This is a genomic window from Arcicella sp. LKC2W (assembly GCF_034931005.1).
Lineage (GTDB): Bacteria > Bacteroidota > Bacteroidia > Cytophagales > Spirosomataceae > Arcicella.
Genome location: NZ_JAYGIN010000011.1, coordinates 172,732 through 198,019 on the forward strand (window position 1 = coordinate 172,732; position 25,288 = coordinate 198,019).

The following is a 25,288-nucleotide window of genomic DNA, read 5'->3' on the forward strand; positions in this document are numbered from 1 at the left end:
ATATCCTAATGACTATTTCCACTTTTTCTCCCAAATAGGATATTCCTTCTCTAATAAAACTTTAGGCCAAACTCCGTAATACGCATACCCAACTCGACGTTCGTTTTCTATTTCGGCAAGGGTGTTTTTAGGAATGCTATTTCTACCTACAAAGAAAGGTTTATTGGTTTCGAGTTCGTAAAACCTTGCCCAAACAACTGAATTTGGGTCTTCTACAACAATTCGGTCTTTTCCTTTGGGCTGACTTGCATCAGGAATATCTTTGGTTTTGATGCCTATAATTTTAACGGATTCTAACCACTGCACGCCAGCGTGAATAGCGTTTTTAATTTCAGCAGAAGGTTTGTCAATACTCATTAAAAAACGAATAATTCCAACGCTTTCATTGCCCGAAAGTGAGGGTAATTCAAACATTCTGGCTTTGGCAGGTTTTAAGGTTTGGCGGTCGTGTTGAGCACACCAAGCCGTAGATTTTCCGTTTTGGACAACCTGTGTATTTAGGATACATTTTATTCCTTTTTCGAGAGCAATTTTTGCTTTTTGAGCAATTTTTTTATCAATTTTCTCAAAATCATTAGTACAGTCAGCAGCGTATTTCATAATCCACATTACCTCAATCATGGCGTTGTCATTGTAGGTAATATGCTTATGATAACCACTTGAATCTGGATAGAATTGTCCCCAACCTCCCGCTGAATTTTGAGCAGTTAATAAATAATTCAATCCATTTTCAAGGGCTTTCAAATAAACAGGATTTTGCGTTTTTTGATAAGCTTTTGCCAAACCTTTTATTTCACGAGTTGTGGCTTGGTCGTCGATAGTGGCATCCAATAATGGTTTTTCTGCCAATAAAGTAGCTTTTAACTTATCCGAAAGGGGCAAATCATACTTAATCGGGTCGCCGTGTGGCTGTGGGAAACCGCCATTATTACGTTGGTACAATAGCATCTTTTCAGCGGTAGAATCAGTCACAATTTGCCCTTGTGATGAAAACGCTAATAGCGTTAAAGATGCAATCAATAAAACATTTTTTACCATTTTTAAAGAATATCAAAGCGTTTAAGATGGTCTTGAACGTAAAAGGGCGTATGTTATACGCCCTCAACGGTAATTATAATCAATCAAGTAATATTAATATCCAGGATTTTGTTTCAATTTTCCTTGGTAAGAATCAACGGTAGCTTGGTCAAAAGGGAATAATTCACTTTTACCGCTTACGAATAATCTTGCCATTGCTTTGTCTAAGGTTACACCATCAATTACATTTCTACTCAAATCTTGTCCCCAATCCAAACGAGTCCAGCCTGTTGGTGCGGTCGTTAAACTGGTTGCTTTGTAAAATGAGTTTAGGAATTGAATTTCTTCCCCATTATTTTTCCAGAAAATATATCTTGGAACATTGGCAAAAGCACCTTTTCTGTCTCTCATATCTGCAATTTTAGCACGAGTTTCTTCGATTTTTTTAGACAATAAATTCCAACGAATCAAGTCAAATTTACGGATTCCTTCGCTCCCAAATTCTAAATAACGCTCGTTGGTGATGGCATCAAAAAAGCCTGTTTTATCAGTTGGAGTTACACCAACTCTGTTTAGATTTCCTCGGTAAGCTCTTTTTCTTACTTCTTCAAAAGCTGAGATTGCTGCCGCCGAAGGCACTCCATTTATTTCATTTTCTGCTTCTGCAAACATTAATAATACATCAGCAAAACGAATCATTGGCCAGTTATAACCTGGATTAAGAGCAGTGCCTGGTAAAAGTGGTACTCTCCAATCTTTTCTAAATTTACCATCTGTCAATTCTGCCAAACGACGTGGTGCTTTTACATTAGTTGCCGCAATAGAGTAAACCGTAACCGTTACATCACGACGGGTATCTGTTGAGTCAAAAGCATAGAAATAATTTGGCAAAGCGACTAAGCCTCCGCCACCAGTTCCGTATCTCGACGAAGCATTTACCGAAGGGCCATTATAATTACCCATACGGCTATCTGAAGTTGAATTTGAACCTCCTGCTCCTACTTCAAAAATAATTTCTCCGTTAGGGTCATACTGAAAAGAGGTTAATTTTCTCCAAACATCTTCAAAATTTGGGTTAAGGGTGTGTTCTGTACGTTTTGCCATTAAGTCGGCACATTCGTCACGAGCAATTTTGTAGTAAGTCAAATAATCTGCATTACGTTCTAATTTACCCGTGCTACGCAAAGAATATCCACCTCTGAATAATGCAATCTTAGCACGAAGGGCTTTTATTGCTCCTTTTGTGAGACGCTCATTTCTTACACCAACTTCAGAACGCCATCCTACAAGGTCTGTCGCAGTTTTCAAATCATCCAAAATTTTTGTGTAAGTAACATCACGGTCAACTTGTGGAATGAATAAGTCTGTTTGTTTATAAGCAGGAATCATTGGTGCTGGAACATCGCCCCAGTTACGGATTAATTCAAAGAAAAACTGAGCTCTCAAAGTCAAAGCCTCTCCGTGTAAACGACGTAATTCTTTTTTATCTGCTTCCGTTCCGTTTGAATATTGAGCCATCGCAGGAATTTGCTCGATACATAAATTGGCTTTTTCGATACCACGATACAATTGTAAGAATGGGTTACGAAGTTCTGCGTTGGTTAAAAGCAATTGGTAACGACCAATTCCTCTACGTCCATTATCCAAGTTTCCAGAAACGATAATTTCATCAGAATCATAAGGATAATACATATTGATACGGATTCCGTAGCCATTATCTCCCATCAATTCATCATAAACACCAATGACGGCATTGGTGGCATTGGCAACATTTGAGAAAGCATCAGACACACTAATTTGTGACTTTGGTTGTACTTCCAAATAGTCTTTACAGCCCGAAATAATAAATAACGAAACGGTAAGGATTGATATTTTTTTGAATATATTTTTCATCTTGATATATTTTAATCATGGTTTTCGTGGATAGCAGTATATCCAATATGCCCTACATTTTAAAACGTCAAATTCACACCAAATACCCAAGTTTTTGCTCTTGGATAACCTGCAAAATCAACTCCTTGTGTAAGTGGGTCACTACGGCGAGTGTTTACTTCTGGGTCATATCCTGAGTAATTCGTGAAAGTAGCCAAGTTGTTGACTGTTCCGTAAATTCTCAATTTTGAAATTTTCGCTTTTTTCAAAATGGCATTTGGTAATGAATAACCCAAAGTCAAGTTATTGATACGTAAAAACGAACCATCTTCAATCGCCCAAGAGTGTAACCAATAACGTTGTACACGTACTGGCGACCATATTTGAGCGTTTGCATTCAATGCTTTCAATTCAGTTGGGTCAGTTACAACCGCACCAGCATCGTTGATATTGGTAAAACGATTTTTCATAATATTAAGCATATTCAAACTTGTAAATGCACCGTCAGTCATTTCAATTTTGTTCGCATTATAAATATCGTTTCCTACCACAAAGTTTACAAAACAACTCATATCGAAGTTTTTGTAGGTAAATTGGTTATTCCAACCACCCATAAATGTTGGGTTTGCGTTACCAATTACGGTACGGTCTTTATCGGCAGTTACTAATCCGTCTCCATCAAGGTCTTTCCATTTCAACATTCCAGGTTGTGGTGTTCCATAAACAGAGTTGAAGGCAATTCCTGGTTTCAAGGTATAAAAACCAGCAGGCGTTGTTGAAGCTGGATTATAGTTAAAATCATCCACAGAATAAAAACCATCCGTTACAAAACCGTACATTAAACCCACAGGCTCGCCAACTTTTACTAAATAATCATCCGTTCCGTCTGAACCTTGCCAGCCAGAATTACGAGTTTGTTGCGTAATTGTTCCCAAACTTGTAACGGTGTTTTTGTTAGTTGATAAGTTAAGACTGGTATTCCAAGAAAAGTCTTTTTGTTGGAAAATATTAGCACTCAACTGCATTTCAAGCCCTTTGTTGGTGGTTGAACCTAAGTTTTTGATTTGCGAAGAATAACCAGAAACAGGAGGAATCGCTACGGCTAACAATAAATCTTGTCCCGAATTTTTATAGGCATCAACCGAAAGTTGGATTCTATTATTCAAGAAAGACAAGTCTAAACCTAAGTTTTGAGAAACGTTAGATTCCCATTTTAAGTCTTCATTTGCCAAGGCAATTGGAGCATAACCTGGCAAAACACTATGGTTTAGGGCATATTCTCCCGTTACACCGTATAATTGTTGGTACAATAAATCACTGATACGGTTATTACCTGCTACACCATAACCAAAACGAAGTTTACCTTCCGAAAGCCATTTAACATCTTTCATAAAGTCTTCCTTCGTAAATCTCCAAGCCAATGTTCCAGAAGGGAAAACTAATGAACCATTTTCATATTTGAATTTTGAAGAACGGTCTGAACGAAGTGAAACCGTTGCTAAATATTTGTCATCATAACTATAAGTTGCTCTTCCGAATAATGAAAACAAACGGTTTGATGGCATCTCATTTGAGATAGGACGAGCTTGCGTTGCACCAGTCGGAGGAGAACCAAGTCCCATATTGGCAAGAGCTTGGTCTGAATTAATATCAGCAGGGAAATAACGAGTTTCGATAGTTGTACTTTTCGAGTTGTAATCGTAAATCTCCTGACCAACTAATACACTAAAATCATGTTTTTTGCCAAATTTCTTGCTGTATTGAAGCGTATTTGAGTTATTGAGCGTTACTGAGTTTTGCGTAAAAATATTAGCCACTGGCAATGAAGCATAGTTACGAGCAGTTCCAGTAATTTTAGACCAGAATTGATTAATCTGACCATCATTATTATCAATACCAAAAGTTGATTTAAACACTAAATTTTTGAGAATATTATAAGAAAAATATCCACTTAAATTGGTTGTTTTCGTATCCGCAGAACGGTATTCCGCTTGGGTAATCAAAATTGGATTAACCAAGTTTCCTGCATTGATATAAAGGTCATTGTCAAAATCATCAATAACAGGATTGACCCCAACCAATAATGGACGATATTGAACCGAGTGACGTAAACGGTTGGTTGATTTTGTACCACTTCCAGAAGTACCTGCACCTGTAATGGTTTGGTTAGAATATCTTACATTAAAACCAACTTTCAATTTCTCGCTTGCTTTATGGTCAATTCTAAAACTTGCCAAATAGCGGTCAAAACCAGATTCAAGCAAAATACCATCTTCTTTATTGGCAGTCAAACTAAGGTTGAAGCTGGTTTTGGCATCGCCTCCATTTATCATCAAATTATGGTTTTGATAAACGGCTTTTCTTCCAAATACTTCGTTTTGCCAGTTGATTGGCGTGGTAGTTTTGTATTGATTGATATTATCCCAAGTACCGTATTGGTCGTTAAAACTTTTCTCCGCAGCGGCATCGCCTCTACTTCTTTCATATTGCCAACGCACAAAGTCGTAAGGACTCATCACGTCTAAAGTCTTGAAAATTTGACGGAAACCCATTGAGCCATTATAACTCACCGTTGTTTTTCCATTTTTCCCTGATTTAGTTGTGATAATAACCACACCATTCGCTCCTCTTGCTCCATAAATAGCCGTTGTTGAGGCATCTTTCAATACGTCAATACTTTCAATATCTTGCGGAGAAATAAACGAAAGTGCATTTTCAACCTGAATTCCATCAACTACATAAATGGGAGAATTATCTTGTGTGATTGACCCTCCTCCACGAATTCTAATCTGAATATCCGCCCCTGGAGAACCCTCAGATGTGGTTACACGTACCCCTGCAAGTTTTCCTGTAAGTGCTTCAGCAGCATTGGTTAAAGGAATATCTTTTAGTTGTTTTGCCCCAACAGATGACACAGACCCTGTTAAATCTCTACGGTTGACAGGTGCATAACCAATGTAAACGACTTCATCCAACATGGTATTAGTTGGGTCAAGAGCTACATTTATTACTGAACGGTCACCGACGGTAATATTTTGGGTTGAATAACCCACGAAACTGATAACCAAAGCTCCATTATTAGGAACATTGATAGAGAATTTTCCATCAACATTGGTTGTTACTCCTGTTTTTGTGCCTTTAACCAAGATACTTACTCCTGGCAAAGCTTCTTCTGAATTACTGTCTTTTATTTGTCCAGTTATTTGTCGATTTTGAGCGAAAGCTCCAAACCAAAAAAGTAGGCAAAAACAGCTCATTAGCAGTTTTTTCATATTTTGAATGATTGTTAAGTGTTTTTAGTAATATAATTGGGATGATACTCCTTAAAGTACAGTCAATTTAAAATCTAATGATTTAGCAAAAACAATTCTTATAAAAATTACTGATACGAATTTTCTATGCTCCCTTTCCTTTTCAGAAATAATAAAAACTTAATCCAATTTTGGGTAATAATATCTATTTTTTGGCTTTATGAGGCAGTAGTCATTTTACATAGTTTTATTATTTTGCAAGACCTTACCCATGAAACATACCATTTTCATTTTACTCTTTTTGCTCCGCTTTTCTCCTTCTTTTTCTCAAAAAATAACCGTTGCAAAAGATGGTTCAGGAGAGTTTACAAGTATTCAAGATGCTATCAATAGTCTGGATACTACAACAACTAAAACCAGAATTATCTACCTTAAAAATGGGGTATATTCAGAAAAATTGATGATTGCCAAATCTTTCATAAAATTTGAAGGACAAAGTGAAAAAGGGGTAATTATCCGCATTGCATTACCCCGTGATATTTGGCGTTGCAACCATCCTGATGACTACGGAGCAGCAACAATGAATGTAAAAGGGCACGATTTATCTTTTGAAAAACTCACCGTTCTAAATGATTACGGCTTTACGGCAAAAGGTGATACAACCATTATTTGTACCACCGAAGCAGGTGGTGGTGGAACTGCCAATAAAGGCTATGCCATTCATCGAGAAAATGGTGAAGAAGTTGGCAAAAAAATAGTGAGAAAAGACGGACATCAATTTGCCTTTCGGTCAATGCCTGGAGCAACTCGTTTAGTTTTCAAAAATTGTACTTTTCGCTCAGGAGGTGGAGACACCGTAAGTCCTTGGGACGCAGAGGGTGGAATGTTCTATTTCAAAGATTGTACGATGGAAGGTGGCGTAGATTTTTACTGTCCGAGGGGTTCGTCTTGGGCTGAAAACTGTCATTTTATTTGCCACAATATGAGTGCTGCCATTTGGCACGACGGCACAGGTCATGAGTATTCAAAAACAGTTTTAAAAAACTGTACTTTTGAAGGTGACAAAGGCTATAAATTAGGGCGTTATCATCGTCCAGCTCAGTTTTATTTGCTTGATTGTCAGTTTGATAAAAACATGGCTGACACCGAAATTTACCATGTATCCAGCAGTCCAGAACCACAGTGGGGACACCGTGTTTACTACCAAAATTGTCATAGAAAAGCAGGTGATTATCAATGGCATAAAGACAATTTAAAAATTGACCCAAAAACGATTTCTGTCAATTGGACTTTTGAAGGAAAATGGAATCCTTTGAAATAGAAATTATATCGCAAAACTTGATTTTAAAACTAAAATAGTGCTAAAAAGCTATTTACTTCAAATTAATACCAATGAAAAAAATACTATCAATAATTGCCCTGACGTTAATTTTTGCCTTTAAATCGGCAGACGACAAACCAAGAATTTTCTTGATTGGCGACTCTACTTGTGCCAATAAAAACCCTTACGACGAACCCGAAACTGGTTGGGGACAAGTATTTCCTCAATTATTCACCAATGCCGTTGAAATTCAAAATCATGCGGTAAATGGACGTAGTACCAAGAGTTTTAGAACGTTGGGACATTGGAAAAAGGTAAGCGACCAATTACACAAAGGCGATTTTGTATTTATCCAATTTGGGCATAATGACCAAAAGGAATCAGATACTACTCGTTATGCAGCTCCACAAACGGATTATCGTAAAAATTTGATTCGCTACATCGAGGAAGTACAAGCAAAAGGTGCTACGCCAATCTTACTCACGCCCGTAATGCGTAGAAAGTTTGATGAAAACGGAAAGTTCGTTGACCAACACGGTGAATATCCAAAAGTTGTCCGTGAGATTGCCCAACAATATCATTTACATTTAATAGATGCTCATAAAGAAAGTCAAAAAATCATTGAACAACACGGCGTAAATGACTCAAAGAAAATGTTTATGATTTTTGGAGGAGGTATTTATAGCAAATTCCCAAAAGGAAGCGATGACAATACGCACTTTTCGCCCTACGGAGCAAGATTAATGGCAAATATGGTGGCAGACGAAATGGTTAAACAAGGCAATCCATTAAGAAACTTTTTGAAAAAGACAGAATTTGCAGATAAATATGAGTATGAATTACCCATTACTTACCGCCCAGCTTTCAGAAAAGATACTTTTAATATCGTTCGTTACGGAGCTATCGCCGACGGACTTACCGTTAATACGAAAGCCATCAATCAAGCGATTGAATTATGTAATGCCGCAGGTGGTGGAACTGTTTTGATTCCGAAAGGAATGTGGATAACTGGACCAATTGTGTTGAAAAGTAATGTGAATCTTCATCTTGAAAAAGGTGCTTTATTGCAATTCAGTCGTAATTATGCTGATTATCCAATTGTGTTAACAACTTGGGAAGGACAAGACTCATATCGTTGTCAAGCTCCAATTGGCGGTTTTGATTTAGAAAATATTGCCATTACAGGCGGTGGAATTATCGACGGTGGCGGAGATGTTTGGCGTGCTATCAAAAGAGATAAAATGACGGCTGGTCAGTGGTCGAAATTGATAAAAACAGGCGTTACCAATGACAAAAAAGATATGTGGTATCCTTCGGAAAAATCAATGAAAGGAAACCAAATTCCCAACGCAGGGCGATTGAGAAAAGATAGTGTAGGAACATATACCATACGTCCGAGCATGGAAGAATTGGAATCTTACAAAGATTTCCTTCGTCCAAATATGTTGAGTTTGACTCGTTGCAAAAACATTATTTTAGAAGGATTTACCCTTCAAAATTCTCCTGCGTGGACAATGCACCCACTTCTTTGCGACCATATTACGATTAAAAATGTATCGGTAAGTAATCCTTGGTATGCTCAAAATAGTGATGCCATTGATTTAGAATCTTGTCGCAACGGAATTTTGGAAGGTTGTAATTTCAGCACAGGAGATGATGGAATCACGATAAAATCGGGCAGAGATGAACAAGGTAGAAAACGTGGCGTGCCAACGGAAAATTTTATCGTTAAAAATAATATTGTTTACCATGCACACGGTGGTTTTGTGATTGGTTCAGAAATGTCTGGTGGTGTGAGAAATATGTTTATTTCAGACTGTACTTTCATGGGTTCAGACGTTGGTTTACGCTTCAAAACGGCTCGTGGACGTGGTGGTGTTGTTGAAAATATTTACGTGAATAATGTCAATATGACTGAAATTCCAGGTGAGGCAATTTTATTTGATATGTATTATGCTGCAAAAGACCCTGTTTTAGCATCAGGCGAATCATTGGCTTCAGGCGAAGTAAAAGAATTACCAGAAATTAAGTCAGAACCTGTAAGCGAAGCAACGCCACAATTTAAGAATTTCTTTATCAAAAATATTGTGTGTAAAGGAGCTGAAACGGGTATTTTAATAAGAGGCTTACCAGAAATGGCAATCAAAAATATCAATATTGAAAATGCTATTCTTGAATGCAACAAAGGTTTACTTTGCATTGAAGCACAAGATATTAACTTGAAAAACATTACCCTTTTGACACAAGATAATACCATCGGGCAAATTCAAAATAGTCAAAACGTAACACTTGATGGCATTAAATTTGGCAGTAATGCAGAAACATTTTTGAAAGTTCAAGGCACACGCTCAAAAGCGATTCGTTTGTTAAATACAGATATTAAAAAGGTAAAAAATGGTATTATTTTAGGAAATAAAGTAAGCAATGGCGTTGTTTTGAAGAAGTAAATGGAGTTATGAGGTGATGGGTTTATGAGTGAAAAGTTTAAGAGTTATAGGTTCATGAGTTTATGAGTAAAAAAATTAAAGTATAATTTCTCATAAACCCTTTACTCATAAACCCTTTACTCATAAACTCTTAACTCATAAACTCATAAACCCTTTACTCATAAACCCTTTACTCATAAACTCATACCATCCTCCCCAAAACTATACAAAAACGGAGCTTTATGTGCCTTTCCCAAAAACTGCTTTTCGTGTCTCTGCAACAGTCCCAATCCTAAAATTTTCCGCTGAAAAGTACCTCGGTGTAATTTCTCTCCCAATATCGCTTCATACACTTTTTGCAATTCCGTTAATGTAAATAATGGAGGCAAAAGATTTGTTCCTACCAATTTTCGTTCTAAATTTTCCCGTAAAGTGTGTAAAGCCTTCGCCACAATTTCGGCATGGTCGAGCATCAAATTTGGCAATTTATCCATATCGTACCAATCGCAAGAATCCGACAAAGCATCGGGCGTTGGTACAACATCATTATAATTTATCAAAGCATAATAAGCTACCGAAATAAATCTATCCAACATCCACAGATAAGGCTCAGAATTATGCCCATTAGCTTCTAAAATAGTCTGCATAATTTCGGGTTTGTAACGTGCCACATCGCCAAAAGTATAAAACTGCTCCAAATAGATATTTTCTAAACCAGTTCGTTCTTTCAACCCCCTTCTTACGGCATCATTCAAATTTTCATCTCTTTGCATAAATCCACCTGGCAAAGCGAAAAATCCCGTATTATGATATTTCGTAATGAGAATTTTTAGCTTTTCTCCCGAAAAACCAAAAATGACCGAGTCATAAGCTATGTGACGTAAAAAGGTAGTTTCGTTGTCGTTCACGATGAAGTATTTAAAGAGTTTATTTTTCGACAGAAAGGTCGTAATATGTCAAGGTAAATGTTACACTTCTCCGAAGTGCATTCCATGATTTCACTTATTTCTTATTTCTACAAAGGTTCTACTTCTCCGAAGTATGCTCATTGTTAATTACTTCGGAGAAGTAAAACCTTTGTAGTAGTAGAGTCTCTGATGAACAGTACTTCGCTTCGGAGAAGCGTAACATTTATGTATTTTAATTTCATCTTTAACATGAATGAAAACTCATCATCGTGTATCTAAATCCCAAAAACCAACCCCAAAAACCTAATTAATATAAATTTTTCACAAATAAATAGGATTAATTTTAAAAACCAATTATTATTGTCTCAAAATGCGACAATAATAAATTTAACCTAAAAAAATGAAAAAAATAGTCTATTTATTCGGACTGCTTTGTCTTGCTAATTTTTCAGGAATGGCACAAGGAAATAATGCTTTTGCGGTGCAAACTACCATTGAAAATGGTGTGATTGAAGGAAATTACGATACAAAATCGGGTATTCAAACTTATTTTGGTGTTCCATTTGCCAAACCGCCAGTTGGCGAATTACGTTGGAAAGCTCCCCAAGCATTAACAAATTGGTCGGGTGTGAAGGAAACTAAAAAATTTGGTGCAAGACCGATGCAAACTATTGTTTTTGGCGATATGAATTCACGTTCAAACGGCGTAAGTGAAGACTGCCTTTACCTAAACGTTTGGACTCCTGCGAAAAGAAATACCAAAGATTTACCTGTTTTAGTGTATTTCTACGGTGGTGGAAATGTAGCTGGAGACGCTTCTGAGCCACGTTATGACGGTGAAAGCATGGCAAAAAAAGGAATCGTAGTCATTACTTGCAACTACCGTCTAAATGTTTTTGGCAACTTCGCTCACCCAGAATTAAGTGCTGAAACGTCTTACAAAGGTTCTGGAAATTATGGATATTTCGACCAAATTGCGGCGTTGAAATGGGTTCAGAAAAACATCGCTCAGTTTGGCGGCGACCCTAAAAAAGTAACGATTGCGGGAGAATCCGCAGGTTCTATTGCGGTAAGTTATCAGATGGCTTCGCCTTTGTCAAAAGGCTTAATTGCGGGGGCAATCGGTGAAAGTGGAGCAGGAATTAACCCAACAATGGCTCCTGTAACCTTAGCAGAAGCAGAAAAACAAGGTGCTGAATTTGCAAAAAATGCGGGCGTTCCAACCTTGAAACAATTGAGAGCCTTATCAACCAGAGAAGTTTACGAAATGTACAACGAATCGAGACGTTTCGGCTTTCCAGTAGTTATTGATGGTTATTTTATGCCAAAAACGCTTCCTCAAATTTTCGGGGCAAAAGAACAAGCTCAAATACCTCTTTTGTTAGGTTGGAACTCTGCCGAAATTCCAGGAATGGCGTTTATGCAAGGAAAACCTTATACTGCTGAGAATTTTACTGCCAAAGTAAAAGAAGCATATCCTACTGATTTTGAGGAAGTTTTAAGATTATACCCACACGGTTCTGACAAAGAAGTTGAGCTTTCGGCAACGGCTTTGGCATCAGATAGATTCATTTCTTATAGCACTTGGAAATGGTTTGACTTGCACCGTAACAATTCTTCACAACCTGTTTATCGCTATTTATACAGCAAAATCAGACCTGATTTAGTGGATAATTCTATGGCTTCTGGTTTGGCAGGCGGAACAGTGAAAAAAGATGCAAATGCTCCAAAACCTCCTACTCCTGTGGGTGCTCCTCACGCTTGTGAAATTGAATATTGCATGGGAAATCTTCATTTGGTAAAAGAATACGCTTGGACTCCAGACGATTATAAAGTATCGGATACGATGCTGAATTATTTTGCCAATTTCATCAAAACTGGAAATCCAAACGGTGGAAAATTACCAGAATGGACAGCCGCAAAAACTGGTGATGCAACGCCTCCAGTAATGATTATTGATACAGAATCAAAAACAATCAAAGCTTCTGACGATGCTCGTTATGAGTTTTTGGATAAGGCTTTTAAGAATAAGTAGGACAGGTTTCCAACCTGTCAAAAAACTTACTAAGCTTTTACTTTTCAACTTCTCGTATGTTTTAAAACATACGAGAAGTTACTCCAAGTCAAATATTGTACTGACAGGTTTCCAACCTGTCAAAAAACCTACTGACAGCTTAGAAACCTGTCCTACAATATCAATCGTAAATTAAAATAACATGACAACAAGAAGAGAATTTTTAAAAAACACATCGCTTTTAGCGACTGCCGCTGCAATAACGCCTTTTGCTAATATCATGGCAGAATTGAAGCAAGAAAACAAATTAGGTATCCAGCTTTTTTCTATCCCAAAAATGCTTTCTGAGGATTATATGGGTGGAATCAAGATGTTATCTGAATTGGGATTTAAGGAATTAGAGCTTTTTGGTCCATTTCCATTCAGTGCTGAAAAAGCCAAAAAAAGTTGGGAAGGTGCTGGTAAAATGTTAGGATTTTCGGGTAGTGGCTATTTCGGAAGAACTGCTCAAGAAGTGAAAAAAATCCTTGACGACCACGGAATGACAAGTCCGGGAACACATACAGACTTGGAGACTTTAGAAACAAACATGGGGGCTTTAGGAGAAGCATCTCACATTTTAGGACATAAATACGTAACGCTTCCTGCTATTCCAGACGATAGACGCAAAACCCTTGACGACTACAAACGTATTGCTGATTCCTTCAATAAAATTGGGGAAAGTGCTAAAAAACAAGGCATTAAATTCGGTTATCATAATCACGGTTATGGTATTAAACCAATGAACGGACAAGTTCCTCTTCAAATTATTTTGGACAATACCGACCCTAATTTGGTATTCTTTGAAATGGATATTTTCTGGACAACCGCTGGTGGTGCAGACCCAATTGAGTATCTCACTAAATATTCAAATCGCTACAAAATGTTGCATTTAAAGGATATGAAGGAGAAAAAACAATTCGCTGGAGACGGTGGCGGTATGAATGACTGGATGCCAATGTTCTCATTAATGGCTTCGGCAGGTGATGGAGCGTTAGATTTACAAGGCATCGTAAAAAAAGCAAAAGAAGTGGGTGTTGAACACTATTTTGTAGAACAAGATATGGTGCAAGGACCAGAAGTAGCCTTGAAACGTAGCGTAGATTATTTGAAAGGTAAAATTTAATCGAATGATGAGTTAAGAATGATGAATGATAACTCTCAATGGGTCATTACTCATCATTCATAACTCATAATTCATAACTCCCCATGAAAACTCTTCTTTCCATACTTTTAACAGTAGGTTTTATATGCAATGCAAACGCCCAAAAGGTCATTTCACTTTACGAAGGCAAAGCCAAAGGTTCTGAAAATTGGACTTGGGAAGAAGCCGTTTCTGAGAAAAATATCTTCAATACCAAAGTTGTTTATAATGTTTCCAGTCCAACGATTACGGCTTATTTGCCCGAAAACCCCAATGGAACATCTGTAATTATTGCCCCAGGTGGAGCATTTCATACACTTTCAATTGATAGTGAAGGCATTGACGTTGCCAAATGGTTGAACGCAAAAGGCGTAACGGCATTTGTGTTAAAATATCGAGTTGTGCATAGTTTGACCGATGACCCTGTGAAAGAGTTAATGCCAAAAATGGCAAATTTTAAAGCATTAGATGAAGAAAATGCAACAGTTGTTCCATTGGCAACTCAAGACGGTTTGACCGCCGTAAAATACGTTCGTGAACACGCCAAAGAATTAAATCTTGACCCGAAAAAAATCGGCTTTATGGGATTTTCAGCAGGCGGAACACTCACCATGTCAGTGGTTTATAGTGCTGATGACAATAATCGTCCAAATTTCGTTGCTCCTATTTACGCTTATGAAAATGCCATCATTGGGACAAATATGCCCAAAGAAAAAACGCCCATTTTCATTGCCGTTGCGGGTGACGACCAATTGGGTTTAATGCCTCACAGTATTAATATTTATCGCAAATGGTTCGATGCCAAACAACCTGCCGAATTACACATTTATGAAAAAGGCGGACACGGTTTTGGTATGCGAAAAACGGGTATTTCAACCGATAACTGGATTGATAACTTCGGAAATTGGCTCAAAATGCAAGGTTATTTGAAATAGAAATAATGCCGTAGATATTAGAAAGCGTATGCGATACCGATGCTGTCAATTTAAGAAATTTATCTGCTTAACGCTGACAAGGTTTTGAACCCTGTCAGCGTTGAAACAGGAATTATCTAAATTTTGGTACAATAAAAAAATAAAATTGACAGTATTGGGGTGCAATACACCCCTACATAATAAACGATATCAAAATATTAAACAATTTGTTATTGATACTTAACCACTTAAAATCCAATCATCTCAATTATAAATCCTTTACCAACTCATTTATCCCACTATGAAAAAAAGAACTTTCCTAAAAGCCACTTCACTTTTAACCGTTGGAGCGATGTTTCCTCAATTGATTTCTTGTAAAGAAAAAGCAAAAGCTGCTCCACGCACCAATTGGGCAGGAAATTTGACTTATAGTACCGATAATTTATTTACACCAAAAACGGTTGAGGAACTCCAAGAAACCATTAAAAAGTGTAAAAAAGTTAGAGGTTTAGGAACAAAACATTGTTTCAATAAAATTGCTGATAGTACCGAAAATCAGATTTCATCAGCAGAATTCAATAAAGTTATTTCTATTGATAAAGAGAAAAAAACAGTAACAGTTGGGGCAGGAATCAAATACGGAGAATTCTGTAAACAATTAGATGAAAGCGGTTTTGCCTTGCATAATTTGGCATCATTACCTCATATTTCGGTAGCAGGTGCGTGTGCCACTTCTACGCATGGTTCGGGGATTAAAAATGGTAGTTTGGCAACGGCAGTTTCTGGAATTGAGTTTGTAAATGGCAAAGGCGAAGTTATCAATTTAACGAAAGAAAAAGACGGTGCAGAATTTCTGGGTGCAGTCGTGAATTTGGGAGCATTGGGAATTGCCACCAAAATTACGCTTGATGTACAACCAACCTTCAAAATGAAGCAAATTGTATATCAAAACTTAGCGATGACTGAATTGGAAAAGAATTTTGAAGCCATTATGTCGGCAGGTCATAGCGTAAGTTTATTTACCGATTGGACAAAGAAAAACGTTAGTGAAGTTTGGATAAAAAGTAAATCGGACGACATGAAAGAAATCGCTCCAGAGTTTTTCGGAGCAAAATTAGCGACTAAAAACCTCCACCCAATCGAAGCCCTCGATGCCATTAATTGTACCGAACAAATGGGCGTTGAAGGTCCTTGGTACGAGCGTATGCCACATTTCAGAATGGGTTTTACGCCAAGTAGCGGTAAAGAATTACAATCAGAATTTTTCATTCCTTTTGAAAACGCCTACGAAGGTTTTATGGCAATTGAGAAATTGAACGCAAAAATTTCTCCGCATTTAATGATTACGGAAGTCAGAGCCATTGCTGCCGATGATTTATTAATGAGTCCCTTCAATGGCAAAACTTGCGTTGCTTTTCACTTTACTTGGAAACAAGAAATTGAAGAAGTTACGGCAGTTTTACCGTTTATCGAAGAAGCCCTCGCTCCTTTTAATCCACGTCCGCATTGGGGAAAAGTATTCACGATGAAGCCGTCAGTTTTACAGGGAAGAATTGAAAAATTAGCAGAATTTAAAGCATTGATGACCAAACACGACCCCGAAGGAAAATTCAGAAATGAGTTTATTGACGTGAATTTATTTGCTTAAAAATACACGTTCAACATTATCACAATATCATGAAAAAACACTTTTTATTTATTCTCTTTTTATCATTTTTCAATCACGTTTTTGCCCAGAAACCAGTACAGACGTTGCCAGTACAGACGTTGCCTTTGGAAACGTTGCCTTTGGAGACGTTGCAGGCAACGTCTCTACTTTTTGGGGTGGCGTATTACGACGAATATATGCCTTACGAACGTCTTGAAAAAGATGTAGCAATGATGAAAGAGGCTGGCATAAATGTAGTCAGAATTGCAGAATCGACATGGAGTACCCTTGAACCACAAGATAATGTTTGGGATTATTCGCACATCGACCGTGTGCTAAATGCCATGCACAAAGGCGGAATTAAAGTAATTATTGGCACGCCAACGTATGCTTTCCCGACTTGGTTGGCTAAAAAATATCCTGATATTTTGGCGACTACGTCCAAAGGTAAAAACCTGTACGGAGCAAGACAAAATATGGATATTACCAATGAACATTTCCGTTTTCATGCCGAGCGAGTGATTCGTAAAATCATGGAACACGTCAAAGACCATCCTGCTATTATTGGTTATCAAGTTGATAATGAAACCAAAGCCTATGGAACAGCGGGCGACAATGTGCAAAAGGCTTTTGTGGCGTATATGAAAGATAAATTCAAGACTTTAGAGGCTGTAAATAAAGCTTTTGGCTTGGATTATTGGAGTAATAGAATCAATAATTGGGATGATTTCCCTGTGGTAAATGGCACGTTCAATGCTTCAATTAATGCCAGTTTGAACTCGGAATTTTCAAAATTTCAACGTCAAATCGTTACGGATTATTTGGCTTGGCAAACCAAAATCGTAAAAGAATATGCCAAACCAACGCAATTTGTCACTCAAAATTTCGACCTTGATTGGCGTGGATATTCTTACGGAATTCAGCCTGATGTTGACCACTTTGCGGCGGCAAAAGCCTTAGACGTAGCAGGAATTGACATTTATCACCCAACGCAAGACGCTCTGACGGGTATCGAAATTTCTTTGGGTGGGGATTTAACTCGCTCGATGAAAAACAAGAATTACTTCGTCATCGAAACCGAAGCACAAGGTTTTCCGCAATGGGTTCCATATCCAAACCAATTGCGTTTACAAGCGTTTAGTCACTTAGCTTCGGGAGCAAATATGTTGGAATATTGGCATTGGCATTCCATTCATAACTCAGCAGAAACCTACTGGAAAGGACTTTTAAGCCATGATTTCGAACCAAATCCAACCTACAACGAAGCCAAAACTATCGGTAAAGATTTTGCCCGATTGAGCGATAAACTCATCAATTTGAAGAAAAAGAATGAAGTGGCAATTCTTTTCAGCAACGAAGCCCAAACCGCTTTCAATGCATTTAGTTTTGGTTGGGGTGCAAGAGAAACCTACAACGATATTCTCCGCCCTTATTATGATGCTCTTTACAAAATGAACGTGGGCATGGATTTTATTGACGCAACGAAAAACCCTGCATTGAGTAATTATAAACTCATTATTGTCCCTGCACTTTACGCTGCTTCAGATGATGTTTTGAAGAAATTAAATCAGTTTGTCAAAGATGGCGGACACGTGGTTTATACTTTCAAAAGTGGATTTTCGGATGAAAACGTGAAGGTTAGAAGCACCGTTCAACCTGCCATTATCAATGAGGCTTGCGGAATTTCTTACAGTCAGTTTACTGTTCCGCAGAATGTTTCGTTGAAAAATGACCCTTTCAAAGTTGGCTTGGAACACAACAAAATCAATACATGGATGGAATTAATTACGCCAACAACTGCCAAAGTTTTAGCCTATTACGAACATCCATCTTGGGGAAATTATGCGGCCGTAACCCAAAACCAATTCGGGAAAGGTTTGGCAACTTATGTGGCTTGTATGACGACCTCAGCATTGACCGAAAAAATCATGAAAGATGCTTTGGAAAAAGCTAACTTATGGAAAACGGAGCAAAGCTTAACCTTCCCAATTATCACCAAATCGGGCGTAAATCAACAAGGGAAAACGATTCGTTATTTCTTCAACTATTCGGCTGTTCCTCAGCAGGTTAAGTATGCGTACAAAAACGGAAATGAGCTAATTACGAACAAAGCCGTTTCAGCAAATAGTACCTTAGATTTAGAAGCGTGGGGCGTACAGATTGTGGAAGAAAATTAATCAAATAAAGTTTAAACAAAACTATGCGAAATTTCATCTATTTAGTCATCATTCTTTTTACTTTTTCTGCAAAAGCCTCAACGCTTGATAGCCTCGATGTGCCAAGTGCGGTCATGAATAAAGCCTACAAAGCAGCAGTGGTTTTACCTGCTTCCTATGCCAAAAATCAGGCTTCGTATCCTGTGCTTTATTTACTTCACGGTGGCGGTGGGCATTTCCGTGATTGGCTGACTTCAACGCCTGATAAAAATCTCGTAAAAAACTTAGCCGATAAATATAATTTGATAATTGTAATGCCCGAAGGCGAAACTTTCGGTTGGTATATGGATACACCCAATAGCCTGTTTGAAACCTACATCACCAAAGAAGTTATTCAGAAAATTGATGCTACTTACAGAACCATAAAAAGCAATAAAGGACGAGTAATTACGGGACTTTCGATGGGTGGACACGGTGCAATGTATTTGTCAAGTCGTCACCCTGATTTATTTGGTGCGGCAGGAACAATGAGCGGTGCAATGGATATGAATTACACAAAATTTAAAGTCAATGCAGATTTTTCAAAATCGTTGAAAGACCGTTTTGAAAAACTTTTAGGTACGTCAGATGTTTCAAACGAAGTTTTTGTAAAAAATTCAATCGTTAATATGGTTGATGTTATCAAGAAAAATGCCATGCCTATCATTATTGACTGTGGCGTAGATGATTTTCTAATTGATGCCAATCGTGAATTGCATAGCCGACTACTTTACGCTGGCGTTGCTCATGATTATACCGAAAGACCAGGAGCTCATACATGGCCTTATTGGGAAAACTCATTGCCTTATCATGTGCTTTTCTTTCACAATATCTTGAAAAAGAACGGTGTCATTGTTGAATAAATTGAGTTGATTAAAACCTAACACGAACCCTAAATCATGCTTTCTTTACTTGGTTTTACCACGATAATTATCTTTTTAATCTTGATAATGACCAAGAAAATGTCAGTGATGACGGCATTGGTTATTACGCCCATTGTCTTTGGTTTGATAGCAGGTTTTAATCCAAAAGAATTGGGTGAGTTTAGCCTTGCGGGCATCAAACAAGTTGCTCCAACAGGTATTCTATTGATGTTTGCCGTGTTGTATTTTGCCACGATGCTCGATGCTGGACTTTTCGACCCTGTAATCGCATTCATCATCAAATCGGTAAAAGGCGACCCGCTAAAAGTTATCATCGGAACGGCAATTTTAACGATGATTGTACATTTGGATGGCGACGGAACGGCAACGTTTATGATTGTACTTTCGGCATTTTTACCTATTTATAAACAACTAAAAATCAACCGATTGGTATTATCAACCATTGTAGCCTTGAGCGTTGGACCAATGCACTTGGTTCCTTGGTCGGGTACTTCGGCAAGAGCCATTTCTACTCTAAAATCGGACGCAGTACATATTTTCAATCCAAATATTCCTGCCATTTTGGGCGGTATTGCTTGGGTGATTTTCGTGGCGTATTGGTTGGGTAAAAAAGAAAGAAATCGACTTGGCATTATTGATTTTCAGTACAATCATAAAGAGAATCTGACCGAAGAACAACACGGATTAAGAAGACCCAAATTGCTCATTTTCAACGCTATTTCAACAATTTCTTTGATTATAGCCTTAATGAAAGATTGGATTCCTGCCCCTGTTTTGTTTGTGGTGGCAAGCATGATTGCCTTGCTGATTAACTACCCAAAACTTGCTGACCAACAGAAAGTTATGAAAGCTCACGGGACAAATATTTTTATGGTGGCAAGTATGATTTTTGCCGCAGGAATTTTCTCTGGAATCTTGACAGGCTCAAAAATGATTGAAGAAATGGCAAATACTTTGGTTGCTTTCATTCCGCAAAATCACGCCAATCTTTTACCCATGCTAACGGCAATCACGAGTTTACCAGCCAGTATGTTATTCACGCCAGATGCCTACTATTTTGGTGTTGTGCCAATTTTGAGTCAGACCGCTACACAATTTGGCATCGACCCACTCGAAATTGGTCGTGCTGCTTTATTGGGACAAATGACAGTCGGTTTTCCAATTAGTCCGCTTACGGCATCAACGTTTTTATTGGTTGGTTTGGCAGATGTTGATTTAGGCGAACATCAACGAAATACCTTCAAATGGGCTTGGGGAACAACCATTGTAATGACGATTGTGGCGATTTTAACGGGTTCAATCCATTTGTAAATTATGAAACAAAAAATTAGAATAGGTTGTGGGGCAGGGTTTTCTGGCGATAGAATTGAGCCTGCCATCGTTCTTGCCGAAAAAGGAGAATTAGATTATTTGGTTTTGGAATGTTTGGCAGAACGCACCATTGCCCTTGCCAATAAACGCAAAATGGCTGACCCAACCAAAGGATACGACCCACTTTTGGAACGTAGAATTGAAACGCTTTTACCTCATTTGGTCAAAAATAATATTCGTCTCATTACCAATATGGGAGCTGCTAATCCAATTGAGGGAGCAAAAAAAATCATAGAAATTGCTCAAAAACAAGGAATCAAGATAAAGGTAGCGGCTATTTATGGGGATAATATATTGGATAATCCAACTTTGACTGATGACGATTTTGTAAAATTTGGGAATGAAGATTTTGCCGTTGAACTAATACAAAAAACCTCATCACCTATCACGATTAACTCATCACTCATTTCCGCCAACGCTTATCTCGGCGTTGAAGGAATTTTAGAAGCCTTACAAACTGATGCTCAAATCATTATCACAGGTCGAGTAGCAGACCCTTCGTTATTTCTTGCCCCAATGATTCATGAATTTGGTTGGAAAACGGACGATTATAATTTATTGGGAAAAGGAACAGTAATCGGGCATTTGATGGAATGTGCAGGACAAATAACGGGTGGATATTTTGCCGACCCCATTAAAAAAACCGTTGAAAATTTGGAGAATTTAGGACATCCATTCGCTGATATTTTCCCCGACGGCTCGGCAATTATTAGTAAAGTAGAAGGAACAGGCGGAATCATTAATCTGCAAACTGCCAAAGAGCAATTATTGTACGAAGTTATTAATCCAAACGAATATTATACGCCCGATGTCATTGCCGATTTTACGAGTGTAAAGTTGCAAGAGATAGCTAAAAATCAAGTAAAAATGACTGGTGGCGGTGGCAAAACCAAACCCAAAAATTATAAAGTAAGCGTTGGCTATAAAGCATTTTGGCAAGGGGAAGGAGAAATTTCCTATGCAGGTTCGTCGGCATTGGAAAGAGCAAAATTGGCAGGAGAAATAATTGAAAAACGATTAAAATCTCAATTTGACGAGATTCAAGTAGATTATATTGGTCAAAATTCAATTTTCCCTAATTCCGAATTTCAATATCAAAATTCAGAAATCCGACTTCGAGTAGCCGCAAAAGCCAAAACACAAACCGAAGCAGCATTAATTGGGGAAGAAGTAGAAGCTCTTTATACCAATGGCCCAGCAGGTGGTGGCGGAGTCAGAAAATACGTCAATGAAGTTATTGGAATTGTATCCGTTTTGATGGATAGAAATAAAGTTATACCCATCGTTGATTATTTCGAAAGCTGAAATATTTACTCAAAATTAAACGGAATTATCTATCTACTATTTATCGCAAGACAAAATTAGACCACTGGCAAAACAGATTAATACCCCTAACGGAGTTATGATTTTCTTTAATTTTTCCGACTGTGCATCGTCCCAGTGTAAATCTATCAAATCTGTACAATCTGTGGTCTATTTTATTCTCCGACAAATTGTAGATAGTTCCCAAATTAAATAATGAAACTATACGACATCGCACATAGCCGAGCGGGCGACAAAGGCAATATTTCAACGCTTTCACTGATTCCATACGATGAAAATGATTTTGAAATGCTTTGCCAAAAAGTAACCGTCGAAAATGTCAAAAAACACATGAAAGGCATCGTTTTCGGTGAAGTCATTCGCTACGAAATGCCCAATATTTCATCCTTACTTTTCGTTTGTCAAGATGCTTTGGCAGGTGGCGTAACAACGTCTCTACGCATGGACACACACGGAAAAGCCTTAAGTTATGCACTTTTAGAAATGGACATATAATTCAGAATATCAATCTCAAAAACATAATGAAAAAAACAATTATTGCTCTTTCCTTAGCTCTCAGCACTTGTTTTGGAGTTAACGCCCAAATTCAAACAGGCGAAAATGTAGCTGTAACTTCTACCGATGCGGGTAAAGTTCGTGGCTATATTCACAATAATATCGTTACCTATAAAGGCATTCCGTATGCCGAAGCCAAACGTTTTGAAGCTCCACAAAAAACCAAAGCATGGTCGGGCATACGCAGTTCTTTATCGTATGGCCCTGTTGCTCCACTTGTTGACCCAACAACGAGTGTAATGGACGAAGGCGAATTTGTTTTCAACCACAGTTGGGGATATACCAACGAAGACTGTATGCGTGTCAATGTGTGGTCGCCAAGTGTTAATGATGGCAAAAAACGCCCTGTCATGTTCTGGATTCACGGAGGTGGTTTTACCGCTGGTTCTTCGCAAGAATTGCCTTCTTACGATGGTGAAAATTTAGCTAAAAAAGGCGACGTTGTGGTTGTTTCAATCAATCATCGTTTGAATGTTTTGGGTTATTTAGATTTATCAGCTTATGGCGAAAAATATAAGCAATCTGCCAATTTGAGCATTTTGGATATGAAAGCAGCTCTTGAATGGGTTAAAACGAACATTTCAAACTTTGGTGGTGACCCAAATAATGTTACCATTTTCGGACAATCAGGCGGTGGAGCCAAAGTAAATACTTTAATGGCAATGCCGTCAGCAAAGGGTTTATTCCACAAAGCTATCAATCAAAGTGGGGCTTTCCGTACTGCTATGCTCGACAAAACCACTACGCAAGCCATTGGGGCAGAAGTGATAAAAGAATTGGGGCTTTCAGCAGATAAAGTTGATGATATTCAAAAAATTCCATTCCAAACTTTGAGCGATGCAGGGAAAAAAGCACTTAAAACGATTGCTGATAAAATGAAAGCTGAAGGAAAACCCGTAATCGGTTTTGGCTTAAGTTGGGGACCAAGTGCTGATGGTGACGTTTTACCATATCAGTTGTTCTCAAATGAAGCATTTGAATTATCTAAAAATGTTCCCTTGATGATTGGAACTACGGTTAATGAATTTATGCCATTCAGAGGTGGACTTCCAAAAGGAATTACTCAAGAGCAAGCAGTAGAAGCAGTTAAGAAAACTTATGGAGATAAAACTGATGCTTATATTGCGGCTGTCAAAAAAGCTTACCCTACCGCAACGCCTTCACAATTAATGGATTACGACGTAACGTTCCGACCTGGAGCAGTTGTTCAAGCAAATCAAAAATCAGCTTTAGCAGGTGGCTCACCCGTTTATATGTACTTATTCGACTGGCAATCGCCCGTAATGGATGGCAAATACAAAGCGGTTCACTGTATGGAAATTCCTTTCGTTTTTGATAACATCACTCGTTGCGAAGAAATGACAGGTGGCAATAAAGATGCGTATATATTGGCAAATAAAATGAGCCAAGCATGGATAAACTTCGCAAAAATTGGCAATCCAAATCACAAAGATTTACCAAAATGGGAGGCTTATAATTCAAGCAGTACCACAACCATGCACTTCGACAATACTTGCACTGTGAAACCACAAATGGATAAAGAATTATTTGAAGTAGTGAAATAAGCGAGAATAGCGATTAACGAAGGTTAAACAACCCAATATCGTTTAGTTAAGAAATTTATGAGTTATTACTTGTGGACGAACTTCCCGAAAGTTAAAAACTTTCGGGAAGTTGAATCCGCTTAACTGAATGACATTGGTTTAACAACTCACTTCGCTAATCGACATTTGCTATTTCGCTTATTTAAAACAAAAAAACGTCCAAAGCAAAGCAATGGACGTTTTGGTATCACCTAACCACTAAATATAATTTTGTCAAATGATGATTTATATTTTCATTTGTTCTAAAATCTTGCTTTAAATCTTGCCGATTCCAACTGAGCTTGTTTTCCTTCTGAGTTATTGGCAATAATAATTAATTCACCTTCGATTTCGTCTTCGGTCAATTTAACGATGTTTACTCTACCAACTCCATTTTTTAACCCTTCATCATTGGCTAAGGTTGTTTGGTAAAAATTACTTTCTTGACGAAACTGATTGACATCCTTTATCAAATTCCCTACATTCTGAAAATCTCCTTCTCCTGGGATAAAAAATGTCCCTTTCTCATTGGCATTATATAATTTCACAAAAACTGATTCAGGAGAATTATTATCGGTTACTACAATTGTCAAAACCGTCACACCACGCTCTGCACTTTTCTTTACTTGTATTTTATCTGAATATAATTTATGACTTGATGTGCTATCAAAACTAATTTTTCCTGAGAAAAAACCTTGAGGTACTTTTGCAGTAGATTCTAAATTTCGGCTATAAGTAATAATAGTTACTATGGAAAGTAGTAACGCAGAGATAACAATAATTGGATTATTTTTTAACTGCTTTTTCATAGGTTTCATAATCT

17 protein-coding genes are annotated in these 25,288 nt (G+C 37.8%); 12 read left to right on the plus strand and 5 right to left on the minus strand.

Translation table 11 applies throughout. From position 1 onward, the window contains the following. Positions 1-12: 12 nt before the first annotated feature. From pelA to VB796_RS10495, 3 genes are all read right to left on the minus strand, one after another. Complete coding sequence (gene pelA / locus VB796_RS10485) at positions 13-1,038, minus strand: pectate lyase (RefSeq protein ID WP_323346488.1); 1,026 nt, start codon at positions 1,036-1,038, stop codon at positions 13-15. Positions 1,039-1,131: 93 nt separating this feature from the next. Beyond that, on the minus strand, positions 1,132-2,910 hold the full coding sequence (locus tag VB796_RS10490) for a RagB/SusD family nutrient uptake outer membrane protein (RefSeq protein WP_323346489.1): 1,779 nt from the start codon (positions 2,908-2,910) through the stop codon (positions 1,132-1,134). Between the two features lie 59 nt (positions 2,911-2,969). Beyond that, the gene (locus tag VB796_RS10495; protein WP_323346490.1) at positions 2,970-6,161 is read right to left on the minus strand and encodes a TonB-dependent receptor; all 3,192 of its coding nucleotides are present in this window, start codon (positions 6,159-6,161) and stop codon (positions 2,970-2,972) included. Between the two features lie 250 nt (positions 6,162-6,411). On the opposite strand from VB796_RS10495, the gene VB796_RS10500 reads away from it, so the two are divergent. Together VB796_RS10500 and VB796_RS10505 are read left to right on the plus strand one after the other, a co-directional pair. Further along, positions 6,412-7,461, plus strand: coding sequence for a pectinesterase family protein (locus VB796_RS10500; RefSeq protein WP_323346491.1), 1,050 nt, complete (start codon positions 6,412-6,414; stop codon positions 7,459-7,461). Between the two features lie 71 nt (positions 7,462-7,532). Next, positions 7,533-9,908, plus strand: coding sequence for a glycosyl hydrolase family 28 protein (locus VB796_RS10505; protein ID WP_323346492.1), 2,376 nt, complete (start codon positions 7,533-7,535; stop codon positions 9,906-9,908). Between the two features lie 173 nt (positions 9,909-10,081). Here VB796_RS10505 and VB796_RS10510 read toward each other — a convergent pair whose 3' ends face one another. After that, entirely contained in the window at positions 10,082-10,795 is a 714-nt protein-coding gene (locus VB796_RS10510; protein ID WP_323346493.1) for an NUDIX hydrolase, read from the minus strand. Positions 10,796-11,195: 400 nt separating this feature from the next. Between VB796_RS10510 and VB796_RS10515 the strand changes: the two genes are divergently transcribed. From VB796_RS10515 to VB796_RS10560, 10 genes are all read left to right on the plus strand, one after another. After that, entirely contained in the window at positions 11,196-12,830 is a 1,635-nt protein-coding gene (locus VB796_RS10515) for a carboxylesterase/lipase family protein (RefSeq protein ID WP_323346494.1), read from the plus strand. A 181-nt stretch (positions 12,831-13,011) separates the two neighbouring features. Further along, positions 13,012-13,974, plus strand: coding sequence for a sugar phosphate isomerase/epimerase (locus VB796_RS10520; RefSeq protein ID WP_323346495.1), 963 nt, complete (start codon positions 13,012-13,014; stop codon positions 13,972-13,974). 83 nt (positions 13,975-14,057) lie between these two features. Beyond that, complete coding sequence (locus tag VB796_RS10525; RefSeq protein WP_323346496.1) at positions 14,058-14,927, plus strand: alpha/beta hydrolase; 870 nt, start codon at positions 14,058-14,060, stop codon at positions 14,925-14,927. Positions 14,928-15,207: 280 nt separating this feature from the next. Continuing rightward, positions 15,208-16,554 carry an FAD-binding protein gene (locus VB796_RS10530; protein ID WP_323346497.1) on the plus strand — a complete coding sequence of 449 codons (1,347 nt, stop codon included), beginning with the start codon at positions 15,208-15,210 and terminating at the stop codon, positions 16,552-16,554. Between the two features lie 29 nt (positions 16,555-16,583). Then, positions 16,584-18,731 carry a beta-galactosidase gene (locus VB796_RS10535; protein ID WP_323346498.1) on the plus strand — a complete coding sequence of 716 codons (2,148 nt, stop codon included), beginning with the start codon at positions 16,584-16,586 and terminating at the stop codon, positions 18,729-18,731. A 23-nt stretch (positions 18,732-18,754) separates the two neighbouring features. Further along, positions 18,755-19,612, plus strand: a complete 858-nt coding sequence (locus VB796_RS10540) for an alpha/beta hydrolase (protein WP_323346499.1) — start codon at positions 18,755-18,757, stop codon at positions 19,610-19,612. Between the two features lie 36 nt (positions 19,613-19,648). Next, positions 19,649-20,944 (plus strand): citrate:proton symporter, encoded by a 1,296-nt coding sequence (locus VB796_RS10545; protein WP_323346500.1) that lies wholly within the window; start codon positions 19,649-19,651, stop codon positions 20,942-20,944. Positions 20,945-20,947: 3 nt separating this feature from the next. Next, the gene (locus VB796_RS10550) at positions 20,948-22,309 is read left to right on the plus strand and encodes an acyclic terpene utilization AtuA family protein (RefSeq protein ID WP_323346501.1); all 1,362 of its coding nucleotides are present in this window, start codon (positions 20,948-20,950) and stop codon (positions 22,307-22,309) included. Between the two features lie 213 nt (positions 22,310-22,522). Further along, positions 22,523-22,822: a hypothetical protein gene (locus VB796_RS10555; protein WP_323346502.1), complete on the plus strand. Its 300-nt coding sequence runs from the start codon at positions 22,523-22,525 to the stop codon at positions 22,820-22,822. Between the two features lie 26 nt (positions 22,823-22,848). Beyond that, positions 22,849-24,447, plus strand: coding sequence for a carboxylesterase/lipase family protein (locus VB796_RS10560; RefSeq protein WP_323346503.1), 1,599 nt, complete (start codon positions 22,849-22,851; stop codon positions 24,445-24,447). 281 nt (positions 24,448-24,728) lie between these two features. Here VB796_RS10560 and VB796_RS10565 read toward each other — a convergent pair whose 3' ends face one another. Beyond that, the gene (locus VB796_RS10565) at positions 24,729-25,274 is read right to left on the minus strand and encodes a hypothetical protein (protein ID WP_323346504.1); all 546 of its coding nucleotides are present in this window, start codon (positions 25,272-25,274) and stop codon (positions 24,729-24,731) included. Positions 25,275-25,288: the final 14 nt, after the last annotated feature.